This window comes from Aquimarina ulvae (assembly GCF_053613295.3).
This window is the reverse complement of sequence record NZ_JBSIBP030000016.1, coordinates 85,143-105,722: the sequence shown is the minus strand read 5'-3', so window position 1 is coordinate 105,722 and position 20,580 is coordinate 85,143. Positions and strand designations below refer to the sequence as shown.

The 20,580-nt window shown below is 33.6% G+C and carries 19 protein-coding genes; 14 read left to right on the top strand and 5 right to left on the bottom strand.

Annotation, left to right across the window (positions count from 1 at the left end; all coding sequences use genetic code 11):
- Positions 1-6: 6 nt before the first annotated feature.
- The 12 genes from ACWGOQ_RS22575 to ACWGOQ_RS22520 all read left to right on the top strand — a co-directional run bounded on the left by ACWGOQ_RS22575 (position 7) and on the right by ACWGOQ_RS22520 (position 13,564).
- Complete coding sequence (locus ACWGOQ_RS22575) at positions 7-696, top strand: Lipl32 family lipoprotein (protein WP_452060010.1); 690 nt, start codon at positions 7-9, stop codon at positions 694-696.
- A 107-nt stretch (positions 697-803) separates the two neighbouring features.
- Positions 804-1,004 carry a hypothetical protein gene (locus tag ACWGOQ_RS22570; protein WP_452060009.1) on the top strand — a complete coding sequence of 67 codons (201 nt, stop codon included), beginning with the start codon at positions 804-806 and terminating at the stop codon, positions 1,002-1,004.
- Positions 1,005-1,022: 18 nt separating this feature from the next.
- Complete coding sequence (locus ACWGOQ_RS22565) at positions 1,023-1,790, top strand: hypothetical protein (RefSeq protein WP_452060008.1); 768 nt, start codon at positions 1,023-1,025, stop codon at positions 1,788-1,790.
- Between the two features lie 16 nt (positions 1,791-1,806).
- Complete coding sequence (locus ACWGOQ_RS22560) at positions 1,807-2,844, top strand: SPFH domain-containing protein (protein ID WP_452060007.1); 1,038 nt, start codon at positions 1,807-1,809, stop codon at positions 2,842-2,844.
- A 28-nt stretch (positions 2,845-2,872) separates the two neighbouring features.
- Positions 2,873-3,973 carry a DUF6620 family protein gene (locus tag ACWGOQ_RS22555; protein ID WP_452060006.1) on the top strand — a complete coding sequence of 367 codons (1,101 nt, stop codon included), beginning with the start codon at positions 2,873-2,875 and terminating at the stop codon, positions 3,971-3,973.
- A 139-nt stretch (positions 3,974-4,112) separates the two neighbouring features.
- On the top strand, positions 4,113-8,945 hold the full coding sequence (locus ACWGOQ_RS22550) for a tetratricopeptide repeat protein (RefSeq protein ID WP_452060005.1): 4,833 nt from the start codon (positions 4,113-4,115) through the stop codon (positions 8,943-8,945).
- On the top strand, positions 8,935-9,576 hold the full coding sequence (locus ACWGOQ_RS22545; protein ID WP_452060004.1) for a hypothetical protein: 642 nt from the start codon (positions 8,935-8,937) through the stop codon (positions 9,574-9,576). The genes ACWGOQ_RS22550 and ACWGOQ_RS22545 overlap by 11 nt, the downstream gene beginning before the upstream one ends.
- Before the next feature lie 82 nt (positions 9,577-9,658).
- A complete protein-coding gene (locus ACWGOQ_RS22540) occupies positions 9,659-10,597 on the top strand; it encodes a tetratricopeptide repeat protein (protein ID WP_452060003.1) in 939 nt (312 codons plus the stop codon).
- 61 nt (positions 10,598-10,658) lie between these two features.
- Positions 10,659-11,525, top strand: coding sequence for a hypothetical protein (locus tag ACWGOQ_RS22535; RefSeq protein ID WP_452060002.1), 867 nt, complete (start codon positions 10,659-10,661; stop codon positions 11,523-11,525).
- Positions 11,526-11,574: 49 nt separating this feature from the next.
- Positions 11,575-12,222 carry a hypothetical protein gene (locus ACWGOQ_RS22530; protein WP_452060001.1) on the top strand — a complete coding sequence of 216 codons (648 nt, stop codon included), beginning with the start codon at positions 11,575-11,577 and terminating at the stop codon, positions 12,220-12,222.
- 56 nt (positions 12,223-12,278) lie between these two features.
- Positions 12,279-13,076, top strand: coding sequence for a hypothetical protein (locus ACWGOQ_RS22525; RefSeq protein ID WP_452060000.1), 798 nt, complete (start codon positions 12,279-12,281; stop codon positions 13,074-13,076).
- Complete coding sequence (locus ACWGOQ_RS22520; RefSeq protein ID WP_452059999.1) at positions 13,073-13,564, top strand: hypothetical protein; 492 nt, start codon at positions 13,073-13,075, stop codon at positions 13,562-13,564. Before ACWGOQ_RS22525 ends, ACWGOQ_RS22520 begins: the two co-directional genes overlap by 4 nt.
- Positions 13,565-13,586: 22 nt before the next feature.
- Here the strand turns inward: ACWGOQ_RS22520 and ACWGOQ_RS22515 are convergent, their stop codons facing one another.
- Positions 13,587-14,105: a YkgJ family cysteine cluster protein gene (locus tag ACWGOQ_RS22515; RefSeq protein ID WP_452059998.1), complete on the bottom strand. Its 519-nt coding sequence runs from the start codon at positions 14,103-14,105 to the stop codon at positions 13,587-13,589.
- 25 nt (positions 14,106-14,130) lie between these two features.
- On the opposite strand from ACWGOQ_RS22515, the gene ACWGOQ_RS22510 reads away from it, so the two are divergent.
- A complete protein-coding gene (locus tag ACWGOQ_RS22510; protein ID WP_452059997.1) occupies positions 14,131-14,877 on the top strand; it encodes a class I SAM-dependent methyltransferase in 747 nt (248 codons plus the stop codon).
- A 107-nt stretch (positions 14,878-14,984) separates the two neighbouring features.
- Positions 14,985-15,755, top strand: coding sequence for a hypothetical protein (locus ACWGOQ_RS22505; RefSeq protein WP_452059996.1), 771 nt, complete (start codon positions 14,985-14,987; stop codon positions 15,753-15,755).
- 370 nt (positions 15,756-16,125) lie between these two features.
- Here ACWGOQ_RS22505 and ACWGOQ_RS22500 read toward each other — a convergent pair whose 3' ends face one another.
- From ACWGOQ_RS22500 to ACWGOQ_RS22485, 4 genes are all read right to left on the bottom strand, one after another.
- Positions 16,126-17,751 carry an amidohydrolase gene (locus ACWGOQ_RS22500; RefSeq protein WP_452059995.1) on the bottom strand — a complete coding sequence of 542 codons (1,626 nt, stop codon included), beginning with the start codon at positions 17,749-17,751 and terminating at the stop codon, positions 16,126-16,128.
- 720 nt (positions 17,752-18,471) lie between these two features.
- Entirely contained in the window at positions 18,472-18,678 is a 207-nt protein-coding gene (locus ACWGOQ_RS22495; RefSeq protein WP_452059994.1) for a hypothetical protein, read from the bottom strand.
- A 344-nt stretch (positions 18,679-19,022) separates the two neighbouring features.
- Positions 19,023-19,697 (bottom strand): DUF4304 domain-containing protein, encoded by a 675-nt coding sequence (locus ACWGOQ_RS22490; protein WP_452059993.1) that lies wholly within the window; start codon positions 19,695-19,697, stop codon positions 19,023-19,025.
- A 497-nt stretch (positions 19,698-20,194) separates the two neighbouring features.
- Positions 20,195-20,353: a hypothetical protein gene (locus tag ACWGOQ_RS22485; RefSeq protein WP_452059992.1), complete on the bottom strand. Its 159-nt coding sequence runs from the start codon at positions 20,351-20,353 to the stop codon at positions 20,195-20,197.
- Positions 20,354-20,580 lie beyond the last annotated feature (227 nt).

Sequence of the window (20,580 nt, the reverse complement as noted above, 5' to 3'; positions counted from 1 at the left end):
ATCATTATGAAAACAAAAATTTTATTTCTTTTAAGCGTTATTTTTATTGGAACTATAACAACACTACAGGCTCAAAAACTAAAGAAATTCGGGAGTTCAATTGAGAAAAAAATAGGTCCAAAAACAATCAAAGTACCTTATACAGATGTAGTATCCTATCTAGGATATGCTTCTCCAGGGAACGAAGACGAAGTAAAAGATGGAAAAAAATTCTATTACATATACGTATGGGTACCTGCCGTTGCCCCAGAACTAGGTGTAAGAATGATGTCTCCAGTGGGTAAAGCTAAGGTGAAAAAGGCAATACAATCAGAAGCATACAAAAAAAATGCTAAATCTGCTGACTATTTTGATACCTATATCACGTTAGAAAGATCGGATATTGTGAGTACTGATAATATTAGTCAGGATGCTGTAGATGGTGCAAACTGGACTATCTTAGAAAGGAATGATGATAGTGGAGAAATGTCAAAACAACCAAGTGGTAATTCATATAACTCGTTACTAAGATATAAGAGTGATATTAATGACCCTTTAAAAGCTTTAACTGTGGGGTTATATCGTATTGGTTTTACCACTTATAAAACAGGTGAAGTAAAAGGTACGTTCTTAGCAGAAGTAGCTGCTCCAGTAAAATTACCAGGAGTAGTAATGGCTAAAACTATTAAAGATTTAAAAACTGGTCTTGCAAAGTAATGCAATCCTAACAAACAAAACTTGAACGGTTATTCCTATGTTCTTAAAGATATAGGAATAACCTTCTTTTCCAAATCAATCTTTTTTAGTAAACCACCCGTCCACAAATGAAAGATAACGATCCAAATAGTAAGAAAGAAAAGAAGAATCTTCTGGATGATATATTAGGTAATGCTGCTGCTTCTACCAAGAAATATGAAGAGATAAATGCGGGACTTGAAACCAAAAAATGTAAGAGCTGCGGAGCTGCAAGACCTAGCGATACAGATCTTAAATACTGTGATTTCTGCGAAAATCAATTTTATTAAAACTAACCAATTAACGCGATGTCTTTTACTGAAACCCAATATAGATGGGAGGCTTTTCTTACCAAAATAAAAGATCGATTTTATGAAGTCTTAAATAAAGCAGAAGAAGCATTACCACTATTATTCGAAGCTACCGATCTCGAAATTATAACTTTTACGAATGCGTGGCAAGGAATAAACTTGCAGGCATCAGATCTCATTTCCAAGATAGAATCAACCTGGTTCGACAAGGTAGAAAATACATTTTTAGACACGAACCTAGATAATGATTCTGCTCAATTCATTAGAGAACGAAACAAAGGATTCCAGCTTCAACATGAGTTGGGTCAGGAACTAAAATCATATGAAGTTCGGATATCTGCAAAGGCTGCAAAAAAATTACTCCATACTGCAAAAGATACTTTAAAAAAAGGGTTTTGCTGTACACAATGCCAAGCACAACTTCCTATAAAAGATAATTTTTTTAGGTCTTATTACAGCACATGTGATTATTGTCAAACTGTCAATACGTTCGAGCCAGGAACAAAAGCTCGAAATATAGAGCATTTTGCTATGAACGCCTTGGGAGAAGAAGCAGCTCTGGAACATTATTTACATTATGAGCAACTCAAATTTCAAAACTACCTGCAAGATCGAGAGGTTTTTGACAAAACAGAAATAATTGCTCATTACCAAAAGTATATAGAGACTTTTCTCAAAAAAAGGATCGAAATCATTCCTGATTATAAAGATCGATATGAAAAAGATCTTGAATCCAAGATGTCATTGATTATTAATTATTCATAACCCAAAAAGAAAAAACATGTCAAATTCATTTAGTAATCAACTCCGTTCCGTAATTGAGTGGCAAAATCCAAAATCCGATACCCTATTTGAAAAATGGACGCAAAATGGCGATGAAATAAAAAATGCATCAAAGCTTATTGTAGGACCAGGACAAGGATGCCTTTTTGTGTATGAAGGTAAAGTAGAAGGCTTTTTTGAAGAACAAGGTATGTATGATCTAAAGACGGGTAACATCCCTTTCTGGACAACTATCAAAAATATCATGTATAAGTTTGAGTCTGCTCATAAAGTAGGCATCTATTTCTACCGAAAAGCAGAAATGCAAAATATCCGTTGGGGAACTCCATCTCCTATTACATATAAAGATCCAGTATACAATTTTCCCGTAGGTCTGGGAGCTTTTGGTAATTTTTCTTTTCGGATTACTAAAGCAGTTGACTTTTTTACTAATGTAATTGCTGGTGAGGATCATTATCCTGTACGAGCAATACAAAAAGTAATTTTATCCAGAATTACACAACCTATCAGTGACTTTCTGGCTAAAGCATCCTTTAGCTATGTCGATATCGATAAGCATCGTAATGAGATTGCAGAATTTTCCAAAACATCTTGTGAAAATATTTTTCATGAATTAGGATTCGAACTCCTGGATTTTAGGATAGAAGGAACCAGTTTTGATGAAGAAACAAAAACAAGAATCGGAAGAATTACAGATATGAGTGCAGAAGCTCAAGCAATGAAAGAGCTTGGTGTCAGTTATCAGGATTATCAACAATTAGAAGCCCTTAAAAACATGGCAAAAAATGAAGGTGGCGGCAATCTAGGAATGCAGATGGGTGCGGGTCTAGGAATGGGGCAAATGATGGGTAATATGATGAATGGTCAGAATAATCAACAAACGCCAAAACAGCAACAAAATACTCCTCCACCGGCGCAGCCAGACCCTAATGATCCCATGCAAAAGCTAGAAAAACTAAAGAAAATGTTTGACGCCGGGTTTATAGATGAACAAGAATACAAGCAAAAAAAACAAGAAATCCTATCTCAATTCTAATAAAAAACAATCATAAAAATTTAACAAGATGAGTAACGTACACAAATTCACAGATCACGATAAAACAGAACAAGGTCAAAAAGCTATAGCATTAGGAATAAAAAATAAGCAATCATCATCAGAGGTTGAATATGATTATACCTTACAAGAGGCTGCAGATTTTAGCTGGCCTGATATCAATCCCGATCTTATTGGACATGTTGAACCTTGGTTATGTTATGACAAAAAAAACGACGGTACTACAGGTGGATGGGTAGATCTTAATCAGTTTGCTAATGGGCAAGAAAGAAAACTTAACGCTTGTTTACTAACACTAGGATTTCCAAAAGCTTTAAACACTAATTCAGATAGTGCAAGAAGTCTACTTGATGAAATTAAAAATAGTGAAAATTTTGAAACAGTTGCACAGCAATACGGATTTAAAAATAATCAGCACTTTTCATTAGAAGATCATGTAGCATCTGTTCTCATACGTATAGAAAAAGCAGAGGGAAAAGCTTTTGACGCTGCAGATGATTTTTTGAAAGAGCAAAAAGCAACGCTTGATGCACAAATGGATGCTCACATCCAAGCTGCTTCAGAAGGAGGCCTATTAGATCCAATAAACGGAATTGACATGGAAACTTGGGCTGCAGCCAATGCAAAAATTGCGGGCGGTATGGATCTGGAAGAAGTTTTAAAAGTAGTAGGTACAGAAAAACCGATTTGGGATAAAGTATCTGCAGATTGGACAGCCAGAATGTCTCAGGATACAACATTTGCCATTTCAAAAGTATATGGTGATGCTTTTATGAATTCTGATATTGGTAAGTTCGCAACATCAGGAACAGATCAAAAAACGGAACCAAATACCACAGAAGGTGAAAGTGCATTGGACAAAGTTTCTGAGGATTTTGAATTATATATAAAAATTATGTGCCACCAGAATATGGGGGCTACACAAGGAAAAGACGCCGCTTCAATACTTAACGAATATGGACTTAGCGTAACGGACTGGAGTACTGTGGGTGCTCAGTGGGCCACAAAAATGGCTACTGACACCCGTATGGCGTTGAAGATGGGAGAGCTGATGGAAAAGTATAATACTGAATTTGCATCAGCAACAGCAGGGGATGATATAGATTTCTAGGGTTATCGATCTCTATATGAATATGACCCGAAGGTAATCAATAAATCCCATAATATTAGATACTACTTGACTACATCGGGTCATTCCTTCTTTTTAGAAATAGTATATTACTATTTTTTTAATTCAATACCTCATCATTATGCAACTAAGCTTAACATCATCCATAGAAAAACAACTTAAAACTATTATAAATAATGCCATCACGTCTGGTAAAATACAAACAGACCGTTTACGTATGATCATTATTTCACCTAATAAAACCTTCGATCTACTTAATGTTACTTATAATAATGAATGGGATGAATACTATTATGAATCTGAATATAATGATGCCAGTGAAATAGGCAGTATCTCTATCCATTCTTGGTTAGATATTGCGGATGAGGCCTTCGAAAACAGGAAAGAAATAGATTCTGAATATATCGAGAAAGCTAAAAGTTATAGTGGTAAATACCACACATTAAAACCTGTATTATCATTTGACCACATACAGGAAGAAACGTACAAAAACTTTTTAATTTGTCTTAGAGAAGAACTCTTAGAACAGATCAATAAAGCCATCTGTTATGTAGCAACTTCTTATGATTCTGATACCTTTCATCATGTAGTTGGGTTTATAGTACATAATATGATATTTGATCAAGGAGGAGAAGCGGATAATCAAATTATTGCATTTAATCACCCTAATGGAGGAGGCCCTTTTTACAAAGTGATGCTTAGCTTACCTAAATTTAAGCTTACCTACCCGTATTTAAAGTTTTATGAGACCGGTTTTCATTTGTTTTACCCAGAAAGTAATATTTATGAAGGTTCAGAAGATGAAAGTAATATATACGCCTATGATATCACTGATTTTAATTATGGTTTTATACGATCCAAAAGAAGAGAAAAAGCTGCTTTTAGATTAAAGGATGAATTCGAAGATTGGGAACTAAGCGGTGGTCATATTGAAGAAGAAGAAGGCGACTTATCAGAAGAATCCTTTTTTAATGCATACGAACTATTTCTCAAAAAATTCCCAGATAAAAGGTTGGACACCGAGACAATCCCTGATCCAACTAATAATATATTAGAGTTTAAGAAATGGTTAGAAATCATTATCAATAACAACCTGGTAATCAATAATGAACATAAAAAATTAATCTACAGTTACGGAGAACAAGCTTATAAAACGGCGCTCCAATTACTCCCCGAAACGCATCAAAGTTTTGAAGGTTTTAAGAAATATCTTTCATCAAAACTGTATGATCAAAACAGGTATAAAGAATCGCTGGAACTCCTAAAATCCATAAAAAATCCATCGGATCACGAAAAAACCCACATACTCGAATTATTATATTTTCTTAATCAAAGGGATGAATTTGAAAATATTTATAATGAACTAGAAAATAAAAACGCTAAGAACGATGCCCTATTAATAAACTGGCTATTCAGTATAAAACTACACAGTGATGATTCTCAGAAAATTTTAGAGCTTAAGGAAGAAATAAGACTATATCTTCAGGGTAAAATAAATTATGACTCTGCCAATAGAGCCCGGTTAGCGCTCATGAAGATTTATAGTATCCTAAACGAGCATAAAAAAGCAACCTTGCTATTTGCTCAGCTTGATCATCCTTCAGACAATTTAATATCATTATTCTTAAAAGAGTTTGAATATGTTCCATTTATGCTGGAAGTTTATGAGACACACCTTTCAAAAGAACAAGAAAAAAAGGATTTCAAATTATGGATTGAGAAACCTACGCTCTTTATTCCTGAGATAGATAAAAAAGAAACAGACACTGTACTCTATAAAGATTGTTATTTTCTAACTCATAAAATTAAAGATGTTGATCTAAAATGGGCTGTGCCGATAACCAAGAATACATTTATTGCTGTAAATAAAGAGAAGGAATTATTTCTAGGTGAAATAACTCATACCTGTGAAATCATAAAGCATTCAACAATTCATTTGAATAAAGATAAAGAATACGCATTCTCATACTACGATAGCACCATCTACATCGCCACTTATGATGAGGGTGTTCATCGATATGGTGTTCAAGAAAACATTATCCATCCGTTGGAAGGAGTAATTAAAAATGATGCTACCATAGCAAAATATGTAAGTATTGCAATCGCAGAACACTACTTATTTGCTTGTAATAATGAGTCCCTGGAAATATTTGATCTTAACACCCCAGATGCAGATCCGATTTCTTCAGAACTTTATATTGACAGTGGGTACAGCTTACACCCGCATAATGATTTACTCGTAGTAGGCGCTGGTGGCGGGTTGGTATTATTGATCGATTGCAAGGATAAGAAAAATCCAACATATCTATCCTGTGTTAAAGAATACAAAACATCAGGTAATATGCACGTAGCGTTTATAGATAACTATATGGTTAGTCAATCTATTATTGATATCACCAATCCTAAGCACCCTACATTTGCAGGTCCAATCTGGGATGAAATTGCACCAACATATTACTTTTCAGAAAAGCCAAAAATTCCATTATACAGTACAGGGGATGAATTTCTATTTAGAACCTTTGTGAAAAGCAAAAATAACAATCTTAAAGCAGTTAATTGGTTAGAAAATATAAATAAAGAAAATCTGCATCATGAAAGATTAACCAGCAATCTGGCTACCATGTACAATGACAAAATTGTTATTGGTTTTACGCCATATGATATCTGTATCCTGGAAAAAGGTAAAAATCCAAAGCATAGTAAAAAGCAATTTGATATTCATACAATTATAAAAAATATGGTTTTCGAATGCTTTAAGCACCTTATACAAGAACATCCTGATTTCAGGATCGGAAAGGTAGTGTTAGAAGCCAGAGAAGAGTATGGTATTATTTCTATTTCTTTTCAGGAATGTTCAAGTATTGCATTGAATATACAAGTTTTAGATCAACCCAACTTGCCGATAATACACAGTACTTTTAATATCTATCGTTATTTTGAAGACGTATTTGATGTTGATTTCGACAACCGCACAATAGAAATGCAATATGACCTGAAAACTATTGTGGATGAACTTATTAAAAATCAAAATTTTGGTAAAACCGCTTCTAAACATGTTGCGATTCAAATAAATAACGAGTCACAATATCTATATTTTCCTGATCGTCCTTGGACTCCCTATAGAGAATCTTCAGCTTCGGAAGATCCAGAAACTGTAGAAGCCATTTTATTGAGTGGAAATGATAACCTTATCAAAAAAATGTCTGAGGAAATGATTATTGATAAAGAAATTACTGAAGAGTTGATACGAATCTTAAATCTGAATCCGGAAAAACAAAAACACATTAAAAATAGCACAACACCTAATAATAAAACAATTTCTAGCGCTCTAACTATTCAAGAAAATAAAGTTTCTTATATAGAATACCCCGTTTTAAATAAAAAAGAGAAAGAGAAAGAAGAAGAGGAAGAAATAAATATACAAACTTTAAAAAAAGAAGCCTTTAAGGTTTTAGCTTCACATCCGGATAGAGAAATTATACGCGAGATTATTTTTAACGGTGCCAAATATGGAATTCCAAAACCAGTTTTAAAAGAAACACCAAATCAGCCAACAATCAATCAAAGCTATATCGCAGTACTAGTCAAAAACTGGTTTGGGTTATGGGATGAGTTTTCTGAAGATGCTAAAATCAAGCCTTTTTTATTGGACATCATCAATGAAATAAAAGATGAAAATCTACAGGCTACTCTAGCCTACAAGTATCGTCTTTTTACACATCCATCTATTTATAACCATATTCAAGAGTTTTTTGAAGACGATTACGCAGTACTCGATTACTATCGGTATATAGAAGGTGATATCATTATTTCTAAATTGCCTGTACAGGCAATCCGGCCTTTTGAAGCCAAATTCTTTGAAATTTTAGACAAATTTGAAACGAATGATGATGATGCTATAGATCGAAAGGTCAAAGAAATGATCATCCCAATTTATGATATGTTATATAAATTAGGGCACGAAAAATTTCCTGACAAACTATTGGATAAAGTTCATATTATTAAAAGAAATAAGGAACAATACGATGATAGCTTATTTGGAGATGAAGACTATATCGACGAAGAATCCTTTCTACTTAATATATACAGAAGGATACAAGTAAAAAATATACTGTCAGACTTTCAATCTGAAGAAGAAAAACCTATTTGGGATATCAACCTTGCTCCAGAACCTTATAAAAAATCGTGGTACAACATATTAGATCTTTTATTGGCAAAAGGAGAAGAGGTGTATGGCAGTGATTTCAGAAGTATTTTTATCCAAAAATTATCTGATAACATAAGCAAAGACAAACAGTACGATAACGATAGGTTGTTAGCTTTTAACTTTATCCATTATACCTTTAAACATATTCAGAAAAGACCAGAACTGGCAAGTCTGGCAGAAGAATTAGTGGTCGCTATAGAACAAAACAAAGAAAAATTCGCTGAAGAAATTGATCTATATAAGATCAAGGAAAAAAGTAAATATGCTTTGCTTCAAGCTGCATGGAATGACCTAAAAAACAAAGATTGGGATCTGGCCTCACAAAAATGCGATGCGATTATACACATCGATCCACAACTGGGTCAGGTTTATTTTCTACAAGCTCGTCTAGTTTGGTTAAAAGAAGGGATTCCAACATATTTAGAACGAAAAGAGGAATTCATTAAAAAAGCTTCACACGATGCAGCCGCCTTAGCAAGACTCTATAACCTCACGGGTTGCGCATTGGATGAAGAAAAACAATATGAAGAAGCGCTCTCCTATTTCAAAAATGCTGCATTGACCGCTACCAATGAACCTATGTATTTGGCAAACATTGCTGAAATATACTACAAAATAAAGAACCCAAAAGAAGCAATGAACTACGTAAATAAAGCAAAACAACAAGGTCATTCTTCAGAAATGATTGATGAGATTATACAAAACGAGGGGATTATAAACGAAATAGATCCAGAAAATGAAAACTAGCCTTCTACTCATTATAGTCTGTATACAAATGACATATTCTCAAAACACGAAACCGAATGAACCAGTTAAAAAGTTAATTGAGCTTGGCAGAGACCGCATTATAGCTCTGGCTTTAGATAAATTAAATGAGCAAGAAACTTCAAAAATCAATAAAGATGATTTCCATTTTGTTACGGTAAACGCTAGTCATAAAAGGTTATTGGTAGAATTTGGATATAATGTTATGTATCTACCAAAAAACAGCAGCTATTATTCCGGTATTGTTGTAGAGTTCCCGTCCAATATTGTTTCTAAAAGTATAGTAAGTAACGATAGTAAAAGCACCACTTTTTATGAACCAACGTCAGAACATCTGAAAATCATTCATTTTATTAAAAATCCAAATGGTACGAATCCAGATGTTTTTAATCTTGGAAAACGATATGCTCCAACAATTATTTATGAAAAAGATGCGCATTATTTAGTAGATTTTTCTGCAAGAGATCCATACTTGGGTGGTGGGTTTTCTAAAGTAGAAATCGATAAAGAGACCGGAGAAGTCTTATCGAGCATGAGTGGTCATTACGCGCGCGCTCCCATTTTTCCTGAGGATTTAGAAGATCAAGAAAAATTCATAGAAATAAATAATTAAACATACAGAGTAGACATCAAATTACATCTTCAAACATCAATCACAACAGCATATATTGCACTAAAAAAAACAGTAAATAATAATGAAAAAACTAAAGAAAATTTCTAAAACATTCCGATCACAAATCGGACCCCATACTATCGAAATTTCAAGTAATGAAAACTGGCAAGGTTTATCTGGTCATCAACCCATATTTATTTTTGATTTTTTCGCTATAAGTAAATCTCTTCGGTATCATATTACATCATATATTTCTGAATTATGTAAAATCAATATATCTTCTGCCGATATTGCATGGGTAGATGGACAAGATGAGTTTTTAAAAGATGATTTGTTATCCTTTTGGTTTTGGGATCAAAACGGTTTAGTACCGTTTGCTTTTATTGGTAAGGAAGCACATCAGGGTCCTTTTAATCCAATTGACGGCGTCTTGTTTCTTAATACAACTACCGGAAAACAATATGAGAATATGGAGGTCCTCTTTTTGAGCACAAAAAAAGAGCACGCGTTAACCCGTATTGCCAATAACTTTCACGATTTGAACATCATCAAAACAAGTCGGGATCGAGATCAGTCTGAGCATAGTAAGCAAGAAGGAAATGGTTTATTTGGCCAAGGAAACTTTGATGCGGCTGCGGCTAAATTCTATGAAGCTATGCGTATAGACCCCACAAATCCTAATCCCTATAACAATCTGGGAATGATTACTCAGGTAGCCAAGATAATGCCCGAGCGAGGAGAATTTTTTACGCAACTCTCATATCTAGTAGATCCAACATATACTAATGGAATGAGAGGGTATAGCGGTTATCCTGCTAGCCAGGGTAATTATAAGAAGGCAATTAAACTGATGAAAGAATGTGCAGACATAGAGCCTTCTGCACAAAATTATGGTATTTTAACAAGGTTTTATTTTGACGCTGGCAACTATAAAAATGCCAAAATCACAGGGCAGAAAGCATTACAATTAGATCCTGATCATCCCGAAGTATTAGACATCATGACAAAACTTCCTTCATAACGATTCCTTTCCAAAAACAAGAGATAACGTTTATCAGAAATAGCTTATAGATTTACAAGAGATGAAAACCAAAAACTTGATCCCGAAAAAAAACACCTTGCAGTTTTTATGCCTACTACTAAGTTGTGTTAGCAACTTAGTATTCTCTAAAAATGATATTCAAAAGTACAGACAGATGCATCAAGAAGAAACCAAAAAGTTTTTATATGTAGAAGTATATGTAAAAGAAGGAATTGATCTGGAAGTTCGGCTAAATGATATTCCTGTCTGCGAAGTCTCAATTAACAATAAAGAAGGCTATGGTAATGCATTCGCACTCGCCACGTACCATATTATTCCGGGCACCAATACCCTATCCGTAAATCCGTCATCAAAAACAGGAAAAGCAACTATCCGACTGGCGCAATACACAAAAGGTGAATTTACTGGAGAAGATAATGGCGAAACATTAATAAAAATTGAAATTGAAAATGATGATACTCCAATTCATAAAACGATAGAACTTTCAAAGAAAAAAAGATGGTCCTGGATGGACACCGATTTCATAAATGATCAAAAAAGTAAGGAAGAAGCAATTGCTTTCTCAAAATCGTTCTATAAAATTATGGAACAGAGCAATATCGAAGAAATGATTGCGGCTGCAGATCCGATACTTAACGATGAACTCAAGATCAAATCTGAAACCACAAAAGAAAAACTAGTTGAACAATGGAGACAAGGTTTGAAAATGGTGCTTAAGGATCCTTATATTTTTGATGATATTGATTCGATTGCTATCAAGTTGGTTCCAATTGCAAATGGAAAATTGTTTGAAGTACAGCGAGAAGACGGAAGTTCCTTATTTCGTTCATCTGATAAAAACGAGCATCCAATAGGGTTTAGAAGTATAATAGGTCGTAAAAATGGAATTTGGAATTTTTATCATTAGCCCTGTGTTCTATATTTAATAAAACACACAAAACAAAAACTTAATAATTATGTGGAAACACCTTATCTCAGAAAAAGAAAATAAAAACATAATTAGAAAGCATCTCAGTTTTCTTACTAAAAATGAAGAAGATAGTACAATTATAGATGCTATTTTAGCGCAATTCCTAAATGCTGAGGTATACAATAATCAACTACTACTCACTTTTCAGCATGCAGAATTTGATGATGAAAAAGTGGTATTAGAATGTCAACCACCTTTTAAAGCAGAAAGCGGTACGGCATCCTGGGTAAACCTGGCAAAAGTATACAACGGAATATCATGGGAATCTCTTGGTGGAGGATATTTTGGATTTACCGGAATACAGGAAAATGGTTCTACTATAGTACAAAATTGGGATTGTTCTTATTTAGAAAAAGCTGAAGAAGAAAACGAAGAATTTATAAACTCTTTAAAAGAAGCTGGTTTTTCAATTAACGATACAGAAGAAATCATCGATTACGGTCAGAACTGGATAATCGCTCATCCTGGAAAGTTGAATCAATTAGGAGAACCTACATTATATTTTGTATCTCACGGTGATTGTGAAGCAGTATTAATCGAAGAAGCACAGAATCTTAGTATTGAACAAGTACTGCTTCGGGTCATTGCAGAATATATACTAGATGTTGATTGTTTTTCTGAGACCTATAATTAGCAAGATTAACACCTACAAAACTTAACAGTATTTATAAGAAAGTAATATTAAATATGATGGAAAATAAAAAAAACATATTAATTATAGATCTGGAGAATGAATCCTCTTTGCAAAAAGCATTAGTAAAACTTATTTCTGATATTGAAAATGTTAGTTCAGAAAAAAAATTTCATTCTTTTGATTATGAATTTGGAGCGGAGGTTGAGGGACAATTTATACGTTTTGAAAACCTGAAAGAACTAGAAGAATACAAAACTATGGAGGAAATACATTCTAGTGAACTGCCGTTTTTCCTTGCAACTACAAAACATCCTCATTTAATTCCAATAGTAGAAAAATATATCCAAAAGATTATTCAGAAAGGGAATGCACATTATTTATGGTCAAATGACGAAAACCCGGTTGGTTTACAAGCCACTTTTTCGCTAGCTTTTGTAGATAAAGCATATCTTGAATTATATCAGCAATTGTTGATGCATCTCGATATGGATCACGAGGTGTATCAAGCAGATCAAATTTCTGTTCTGGCTCAAAAATGGGGTGACACAACAGAGTTTTTATCATTATTAGCTGCCAGATGCACATCAATTTGCGGACAGCATGGATCAGAGCAATTTGAATATCTAATAGAAGAAGACTATATACCAGAGCTTTTATCCAATTCAGAAAAGAAACAAGCTTTTATTCAGTTATTATTCAAAGAAGCAAAATTGATAAAATTCTATCTCAAAAGCCCTCAACCAGAGGAGGTAAAGTTAGCAGAACTTTCACAATACTTTCTGATCCCGGCTTTCGAGATTTTAAACACTCCTATCACAGAAGATGAAATTATTGCACAATTGAAAAATGTATGACAAAAGCTATTTTCGCGGTATACACAAAAACTATACTGATAAACATCATTCTCTTCCATAGCGCTCTATACGGCCAGAAAGCACCTATTAACACTAAAACTACAACCATGAAATACGGGTCTATTATTGAAATTAAACGCGGATCAAAGGTCGTTTTTAAAGACGGATTGTCTATCTCACTACTATCGTTTTCACATAAGAATTCGACAGATCGGATAACAAAAGCATCTGTTTATATGTTGCTATCTATTGATAATGAACAAACCGAGAAGTTCTTATCCATATATAGTAATGATGACAAAAAATCAGAAGAAGAACTAAATTCATTTGAGTATACCAAGACTGTTAAAGGAGATGATGGTTTTGAATATACAACAACCACCAGAAATCATAGTAGATTTATATTCTGGAAAAACTATCAAATCCAACTTAAAGAATTTGAATACGATGAATTTATCAAAATTTTAGTTACTCAAAAAACCGAGTAAGCTTTATGGATCAAATAAACGATTAAGCCCGTCTATTGCTTTTATGCGCTAATGGCATCAACTCCTTCATCTTTTCTACAATATTAAAAGCCGCCGGACAGATAGCAACATTCTGAATAGTGAGGTTAGAAATTTGTTGAAACTTCTTTCTATTTGTATGTGGAAACTCTTTACAGGCCTTTGGGCGTACGTCATAAATCAAGCAATAATTATCCGAAGCTAAAAATGCACAAGGCGTTTCCTGCAAAACAAAATCACCATCCGTATCCTTTTTTAGATATTGTTCTTCGAACTCGTGGGATTTCATTTTTAAGTGCTTTGCAATACGATCTACATCAATATCTGTAAACAACGGACCCGTCGTTTTACAACAATTTGCACACTCCAAACAATCAGTGTTCTGAAACTCTTTGGTATGCAACTCCTGCATAAACGTATCCAAATTTTTGGGTGGTTTCTTTTTGAGCTTCGCAAAATACTTTTTATTCTCGTTCTGCTTATCTTTGGCTAGTTTCGGTAATTGATCTATGAATTCTTGCATAGCACAAAATTACGAATTATGAAGTATGAATTTCGAATTGATAACTAGAATGATCGACAAAGATATTTTTGGGCAGGCTATTAAAGATTTTTACAATAAAGAATATAGCGAAGATATTATCGTTCAAGCTCCTGATTTTGATGACGACATCATACCAATTCCTTATTTATTTAGAAGGTATAAAGAAATGCCAAAAATTGAACAAAATGCTTTGGATCTATGTTATGGAAATGTACTGGATGTAGGTTGTGGTGCCGGAAGCCATAGCTTATTTCTTCAGGAAGAAAAAAGACTGAATGTACATGCTATTGATATTTCTACAGGAGCAATTGAGATTTGCAAAAAAAGAGGTGTTAGCAACGCAACCGTTCAGGATATTTTTTATCTAAAAGAAGTACAGTATGACACACTTCTTTTTCTGATGAATGGAAGCGGAATCATAGGAAAACTGGACAAAATTGATAGATTTTTTTCTAAAATTAAAAAACTATTAAAACCAAACGGACAGATTCTGATCGATTCTTCTGATATCTCCTATCTGTTTTCAGAGGAAGATGGAAGTTTTTGGGTAGATGCTTCTGCAGGATATTATGGAGAAATGCAATATAAACTGAGATATAAAAAAGTAGCATCTGATTGGTTCGATTGGTTATATATCGATTACAATACATTACAATATGCAGCAAATGCGAACGGTTTTATTTGTGAATTAGTGAATCAGGGAGATAATAATGATTATCTGGCAAAACTAACAACTGTAGTAAAACAGTAGTGTAGTAGTTTTAATATAAACCTTGGTTGGTATAATCTTTGATACATAAAAAAAGTTCCTTTTTGGATAGATCAGGGACCGACTAACGCTTCTAAAAAAATAAATGTATGCAATTTACAAAGCTGTTGAGTATCCTGTTATTTACATCTTTACTACTAGTTGGATGTTCTGATGATGATGAAAACACTTTTATACAAGAAAATCAATCTCCTAATACGCAAGCGTTGGGAAGTTCTGCAAACGACTTATTAAGTGACACCAATTTTAGGGGGTTAACTTTAGAAATTGTCTCTGTACAGGGGTTTTCCCCTACTGCTACTGCCATCAATACCTTTAGGACTTTCCTGGAAGAACGTCTTTTTAAGCCAGATGGAATTACCATTAATCAGCGTACCGTTTCTTCTTCTGGTTTATCTCCATTTAATATTGAAAAAATAAAACAAATTGAAACTACTACGAGAACAGCATTTACTGAAGGTGATGAGATAACCGTATATATTTATTTTGCAGATGGAACGAGCGACACAGATGATGGTTCCAAGGTCACATTAGGTTCGGCTTATTTAAACACCTCAATCGTTGTTTATGAAAGCACACTTCGTAATCTTAGTAATAATCCGAATGCACCGATGTTATCTACTATAGAAGCGGCTACATTGCAACATGAGTTTGCTCATTTACTCGGTTTAGTAAACATTGATACAACGCTACAGTCTAAACATGAAAACACTCTTTCCAGAGGACATTGTATTGTGGAAAACTGCCTGATGGAAGCTGCGATAGAATTTGGAAACGGAATGATGGATATACTTGGTAGTGGAGTACCAGAATTGGATCCGTTATGCATTGCTGATCTACAAGCGAATGGAGGTAGATAAAAAGGATTGGGAAGTAATCAGTCAGTCTTAAGAAATGAAGATCAAAAGTTAATAAAGTGAACTAGAAAACCTGAATCAACATTCACTTTTCAGTACTTTATTCATTATACTCTTTACCCTGCAATCAACACTTCCTATTTTACTAAAACTAAGTGTTGCTAAACTTGAGACAAGTAAATTTTCAAAAAAAACTATTCTCGATACAATCTAATTCCAAGTGGATCACTAGAATTGACGTTTTTTTATACCGCGCTTTTCATACATCTAAAAAAAAAATTAATTAGTTACTGAATACTTAAGGTATCAACTATCAAACCTCCGACTCTTACCTCATTAAAGTTAGTGCCCTTAACAACTCAAAAACTCTCAACTAATATACTTTTTCACCACCAAGGTACGTAGCATTCACTTTGATATTAGGAATTTTATCCTCTTCGATTTCCATGATATTTTCTTCCAGGATTACAAAATCCGCAAATTTACCAGCCGTAATACTTCCTTTTTCAGACTCTTCAAAATTGCTGTAAGCTGCCCATAATGTCATTCCCTTTAAGGTTTCTTCTCTGGTCAAGGCATCTCCTATTTGAAAACCTCCTTCAGGATACTGTTTTAGATCTTTGCGGGCTACGGCAGCATAAAATGTATAAAAGGGACTTACATTTTCAACTGGATAATCGGTTCCTAGAGCGATTTTACCTGTTTTTTCGAGGAGTTGTTTATATGCATAGGCTCCTTTGATACGTTCCTCTCCTAACCGATCACCAGCCCAGTACATATCGCTGGTGGCGTGTGTAGGTTGTACACTCATCATGAGGTTATCATTTAAAATTTCAAATTCCTCTGGGGCAACTACCTGTGCATGTTCTACACGCCATCTTCTGTCTGACTGATCCTCTAAAACATTATAATAGGTATTCATTACCACAGCGTTGGCAGAATCACCAATCGCATGCGTATTCATTTGAAACGAAGAACCTGCTAATCTTTTTGCCAATTCCTTAAATTCATCTATACCCATAACCATCGCTCCGTGATGATTTTCTTTATCCGAATATGGTTTCTTTAAAACCGCTCCTCTAGATCCCAAAGCGCCATCTGCGTATACCTTAAAAGAAGAGACATTAAGCTTATCTGTTTTATGGACACCTTGTTTTAAATACTGATCTACATACGCTGGTACGTTACTTACCATAGCGTACATACGTATTTTTAGTTCTGCTGCTTTTTGTAAGCTATCAATTACTGTAATCACATCCGGACTTAATCCTGCATCATCTACAGTTGTTAATCCATAGCTGAAGTTAATTTTTTCCGCATCTTTTAATGCAGCTACTTGTTCTGCAACAGTAGGCTGCGGAAAGATTGCTTCTACCAACTCCATCGGATTGTCAATCAGCACTCCGGTAAGTTTTCCATCTTGTTGCAAAATCTCTCCTCCAGAAACTTTGGTTTCTACTGTTATTTTGGCAAGATCTAACGCTACCTGATTCGCCAACATCGCATGACCATCAACCCTAGTTACTGCTACCGGAGTCTTGGGAAACAAGCTATCCAGTTTTTCTTTAGTTGGAAATTCTTTAACCTCCCAATCATTTTGATCCCATCCGCGACCTGTGACAAAAGACACCTTTTTCTTTTTCTGAAAATCTACAATACGCGCTAATACCTCATCATAACTGGTAGTACCCGTTAAGTCTACCTTTTGCTGTTGTAATCCCAATCCGTAAAAATGACAATGCGCATCGATCAAACCAGGTATAATGGTTTTTCCTTCTGCGTCCAAAGAGTCTGAAAATGCATATGTCTTACTTAATTCTGCTAAGCTACCTACAGCAATAAATTTATCATCGTTAACCACAAAAGCTTCTGCTCTGGATTGTGTTTCATCTACCGTATATACATTCGCATTAAAAACAAGAAGATCTACGGTTGCTTTAGGTTCTTGGCAAGCAATAAAAAGGAGGGTACTTAGTGCTCCTAAAAGTACTTTTTTCATGAGTTGTTGATTTTGAAATGTGTACATATTATAAATCATCTAAATTTACTGGGATGAAATTGTATTTATTTTCAGTAAACTCCAGATGAGATATGATACAAAAGTTAAAAATAGAGATAAAAATTATGATATCGCGTTTTTATCATATTCTTAACTTTTGGGTAGCACAGACGGATGGTTTTTTAATAGTCTTACATATGGATCGATATTCGAAATTCTATCGAACGCCCTACCCTACTGGAAGATAGTTGTTATTTAGAATTGATACGATAATCCTCGAGCTGAAGTGATGATTTAAATTTAAGAGATTCCTTCTTTCCCTCATTCATACTCGCTTGTTAAAATTCAATTTCAAATGATACAACCAGAATTATTTATTAGGGTGCATGTTAAGCTTATTGCCAACCTATTAATATATAAAACAATATGCATATTTCTATTGTAATTTATTTTCCGTGTAACTAGGCACCAGTATTTACAAGTATCTACACATATGTGATAACTGTTATTGTCCACAGGTTCTTTTGATAACCGAATTCTAAAAAAACACAAATTTCCCTAAATAAAAATCAATTATCTATACACCGTATCTAAAATTGCTTTTATTCATACACATTGACACAGCTGTTTCTTTCTGATTAAGACGAGAAAACCTCGGATTATCTCTTCTTTAATTTCTTTTAGTATTTCTTCTGCAAGTCCGGAGCCATATGTTTTAAATTAATGATGACTTGATTTATCCCATATACTTACAATAATTGCAAAGTTGAATACTTTAGAAATCATTTTATGCATCCCACAGAAGTCTGAAAAATCTGTAACAAAACCATTAATTCTATTGTTTCCTAAGGTTTTTTGAAACGTATCACTGTTCCTTTCGTGTCGTAGTATTTGATGTTCGTTTTGCGCTGGTTTAGTCGCTGTCATTTTACCTATGTCGTTTGTGCTTCTCGTTATCAATATTGCTTTCTTGTACTTAATCAAATAAAAAAATGAGACACAAGGAATTAAAGAAAATCAATGTCGAGTGTAACCAAAAATACAAGAAGTCTACAATTAAAAGCTCTAACAGAAAATGGTCTGATTAAAAGAAACGTTTAAACATCAAAAACCATTTAAAATAGAATATTTATGAACAGGGTTTGGTAAAACATTGACACGCATCATTCGATCAATTGCAGATTGGAGAGATTTGTTATTACAAATTTTTCTAAATAAACAACTGGGGTTGGGCAAATGTCAGTACGACATACCTTTTTTCAGCTTTTTAGCTACGATATATTTAAACTATTGTTCAATGCTATTTTAAATTGAATAGCTCCATAGAACTCTGAAACCGTGTATTCGAAGTTTTTCATTTCAGTTAATCTGCTTTCTTTTATATTTGAAATGTAATATCGATATTTGTTTAAATAGCTGTCCAACAATTCTTGTGCCTTTAGTTTAGTTCCATAGACTAAAACAAACTTTATAGGTAATCTTTCTCCTTCATTTTTCCTGTAAATACTCCAATCTCCATGATTGACTGTTAATTCATCAATTAATGCGTCTGTATTGTTGAATTTATCAAACAGTGGGATTATATATTCTTCAATTTGAAAAAGCACTTCATCTTGAAATTGTTTTTTTGTAGTATTTGATTTCATAATACACCAAGTTTTATAATCCTGTAGCGGTGTTAAATATCCTAGTTGACATCCAAAAATTAAATCCGAGTTTCTATTATATTTTTTCTTGTTCCATTGATTTACCTGTTTTGAACGTACGTTAATATTGGCAATAATATCTAGATTACTTGTTATTTGAAATAATATTTCTTGAGTGATATCACTGTTCATTCTTCTTTTAAATCGCAATCCTTTTGATAAGGTGGTAAATCCATATTTAGACAAAGAACTTTCTAATTCTTTACAGGCATCCACGGCAAATTCTCTTTCGGGTCTCATATAATTGCATTTAATTATCTAATATAATAAACTCATTATTGTTCTTTGATTTTTTTTACTCGATATGATTAGACAACTTCTAGATTGACTCTTGAGATCAATCATAATCAAAGAAATGCTGGTGACGGTCTTTTAGAGTTGATCACATATAGGATGCTGAGCAAGTTATACGGTATTTAAATATTGATAAACAATCAATATAAAAGACAAGATTTACTAACATGTAAACACCTGAAAAACAACATTATGAGATAATTAAAGTTAAAATAGTAATGTTAAAAAATTAGACTAGGGGTTTTCATAGGATACATTGTTGTGCACTGGCTTTTTTACGGAACTCTTATTATTTTTGTATCAAAATCCGCCATTAAATACACTCTTTCAAATTCAGATTTCTCGGAATAATCTATATTTTCGTTTAATTCATAAGAGACTGAACAAAGCAATCCAATTAATAGCACAAGCCAATATTCACTTAATTCCCTTTCACTTTTTTCTTAGCCTGAAATTTTGTTTTCTTTTTTCTGAACTTCTTCTAGTAATCTTTCTTTGGTTAAATATTCAGCTTGCCAGTTTTTCTCTTGATAACTCAATGAAACTTGAGAATGCCTTGTAGTTTTTGTTCGAGTTATGTATTCTGGTAATTCAACTTCCATTTCATATCTTGTCCTTTAAACCATATCAGCTATTTTTTCGGCTAATTTTGATTTTTCACTCTGTTTGTAGTTCAGTTCGTCATTTTGGATTGAAATAGTGGCGTGAACATTTGTGTTTGGATATTTTATCTCAAGTATTTTCTACGCGTAATCCAATAATGTTTTTATTTTGAAATATCTACTAGCGTCCTCTGTTAAAATTTGAGTATGCTCAAGTCCGATTAATC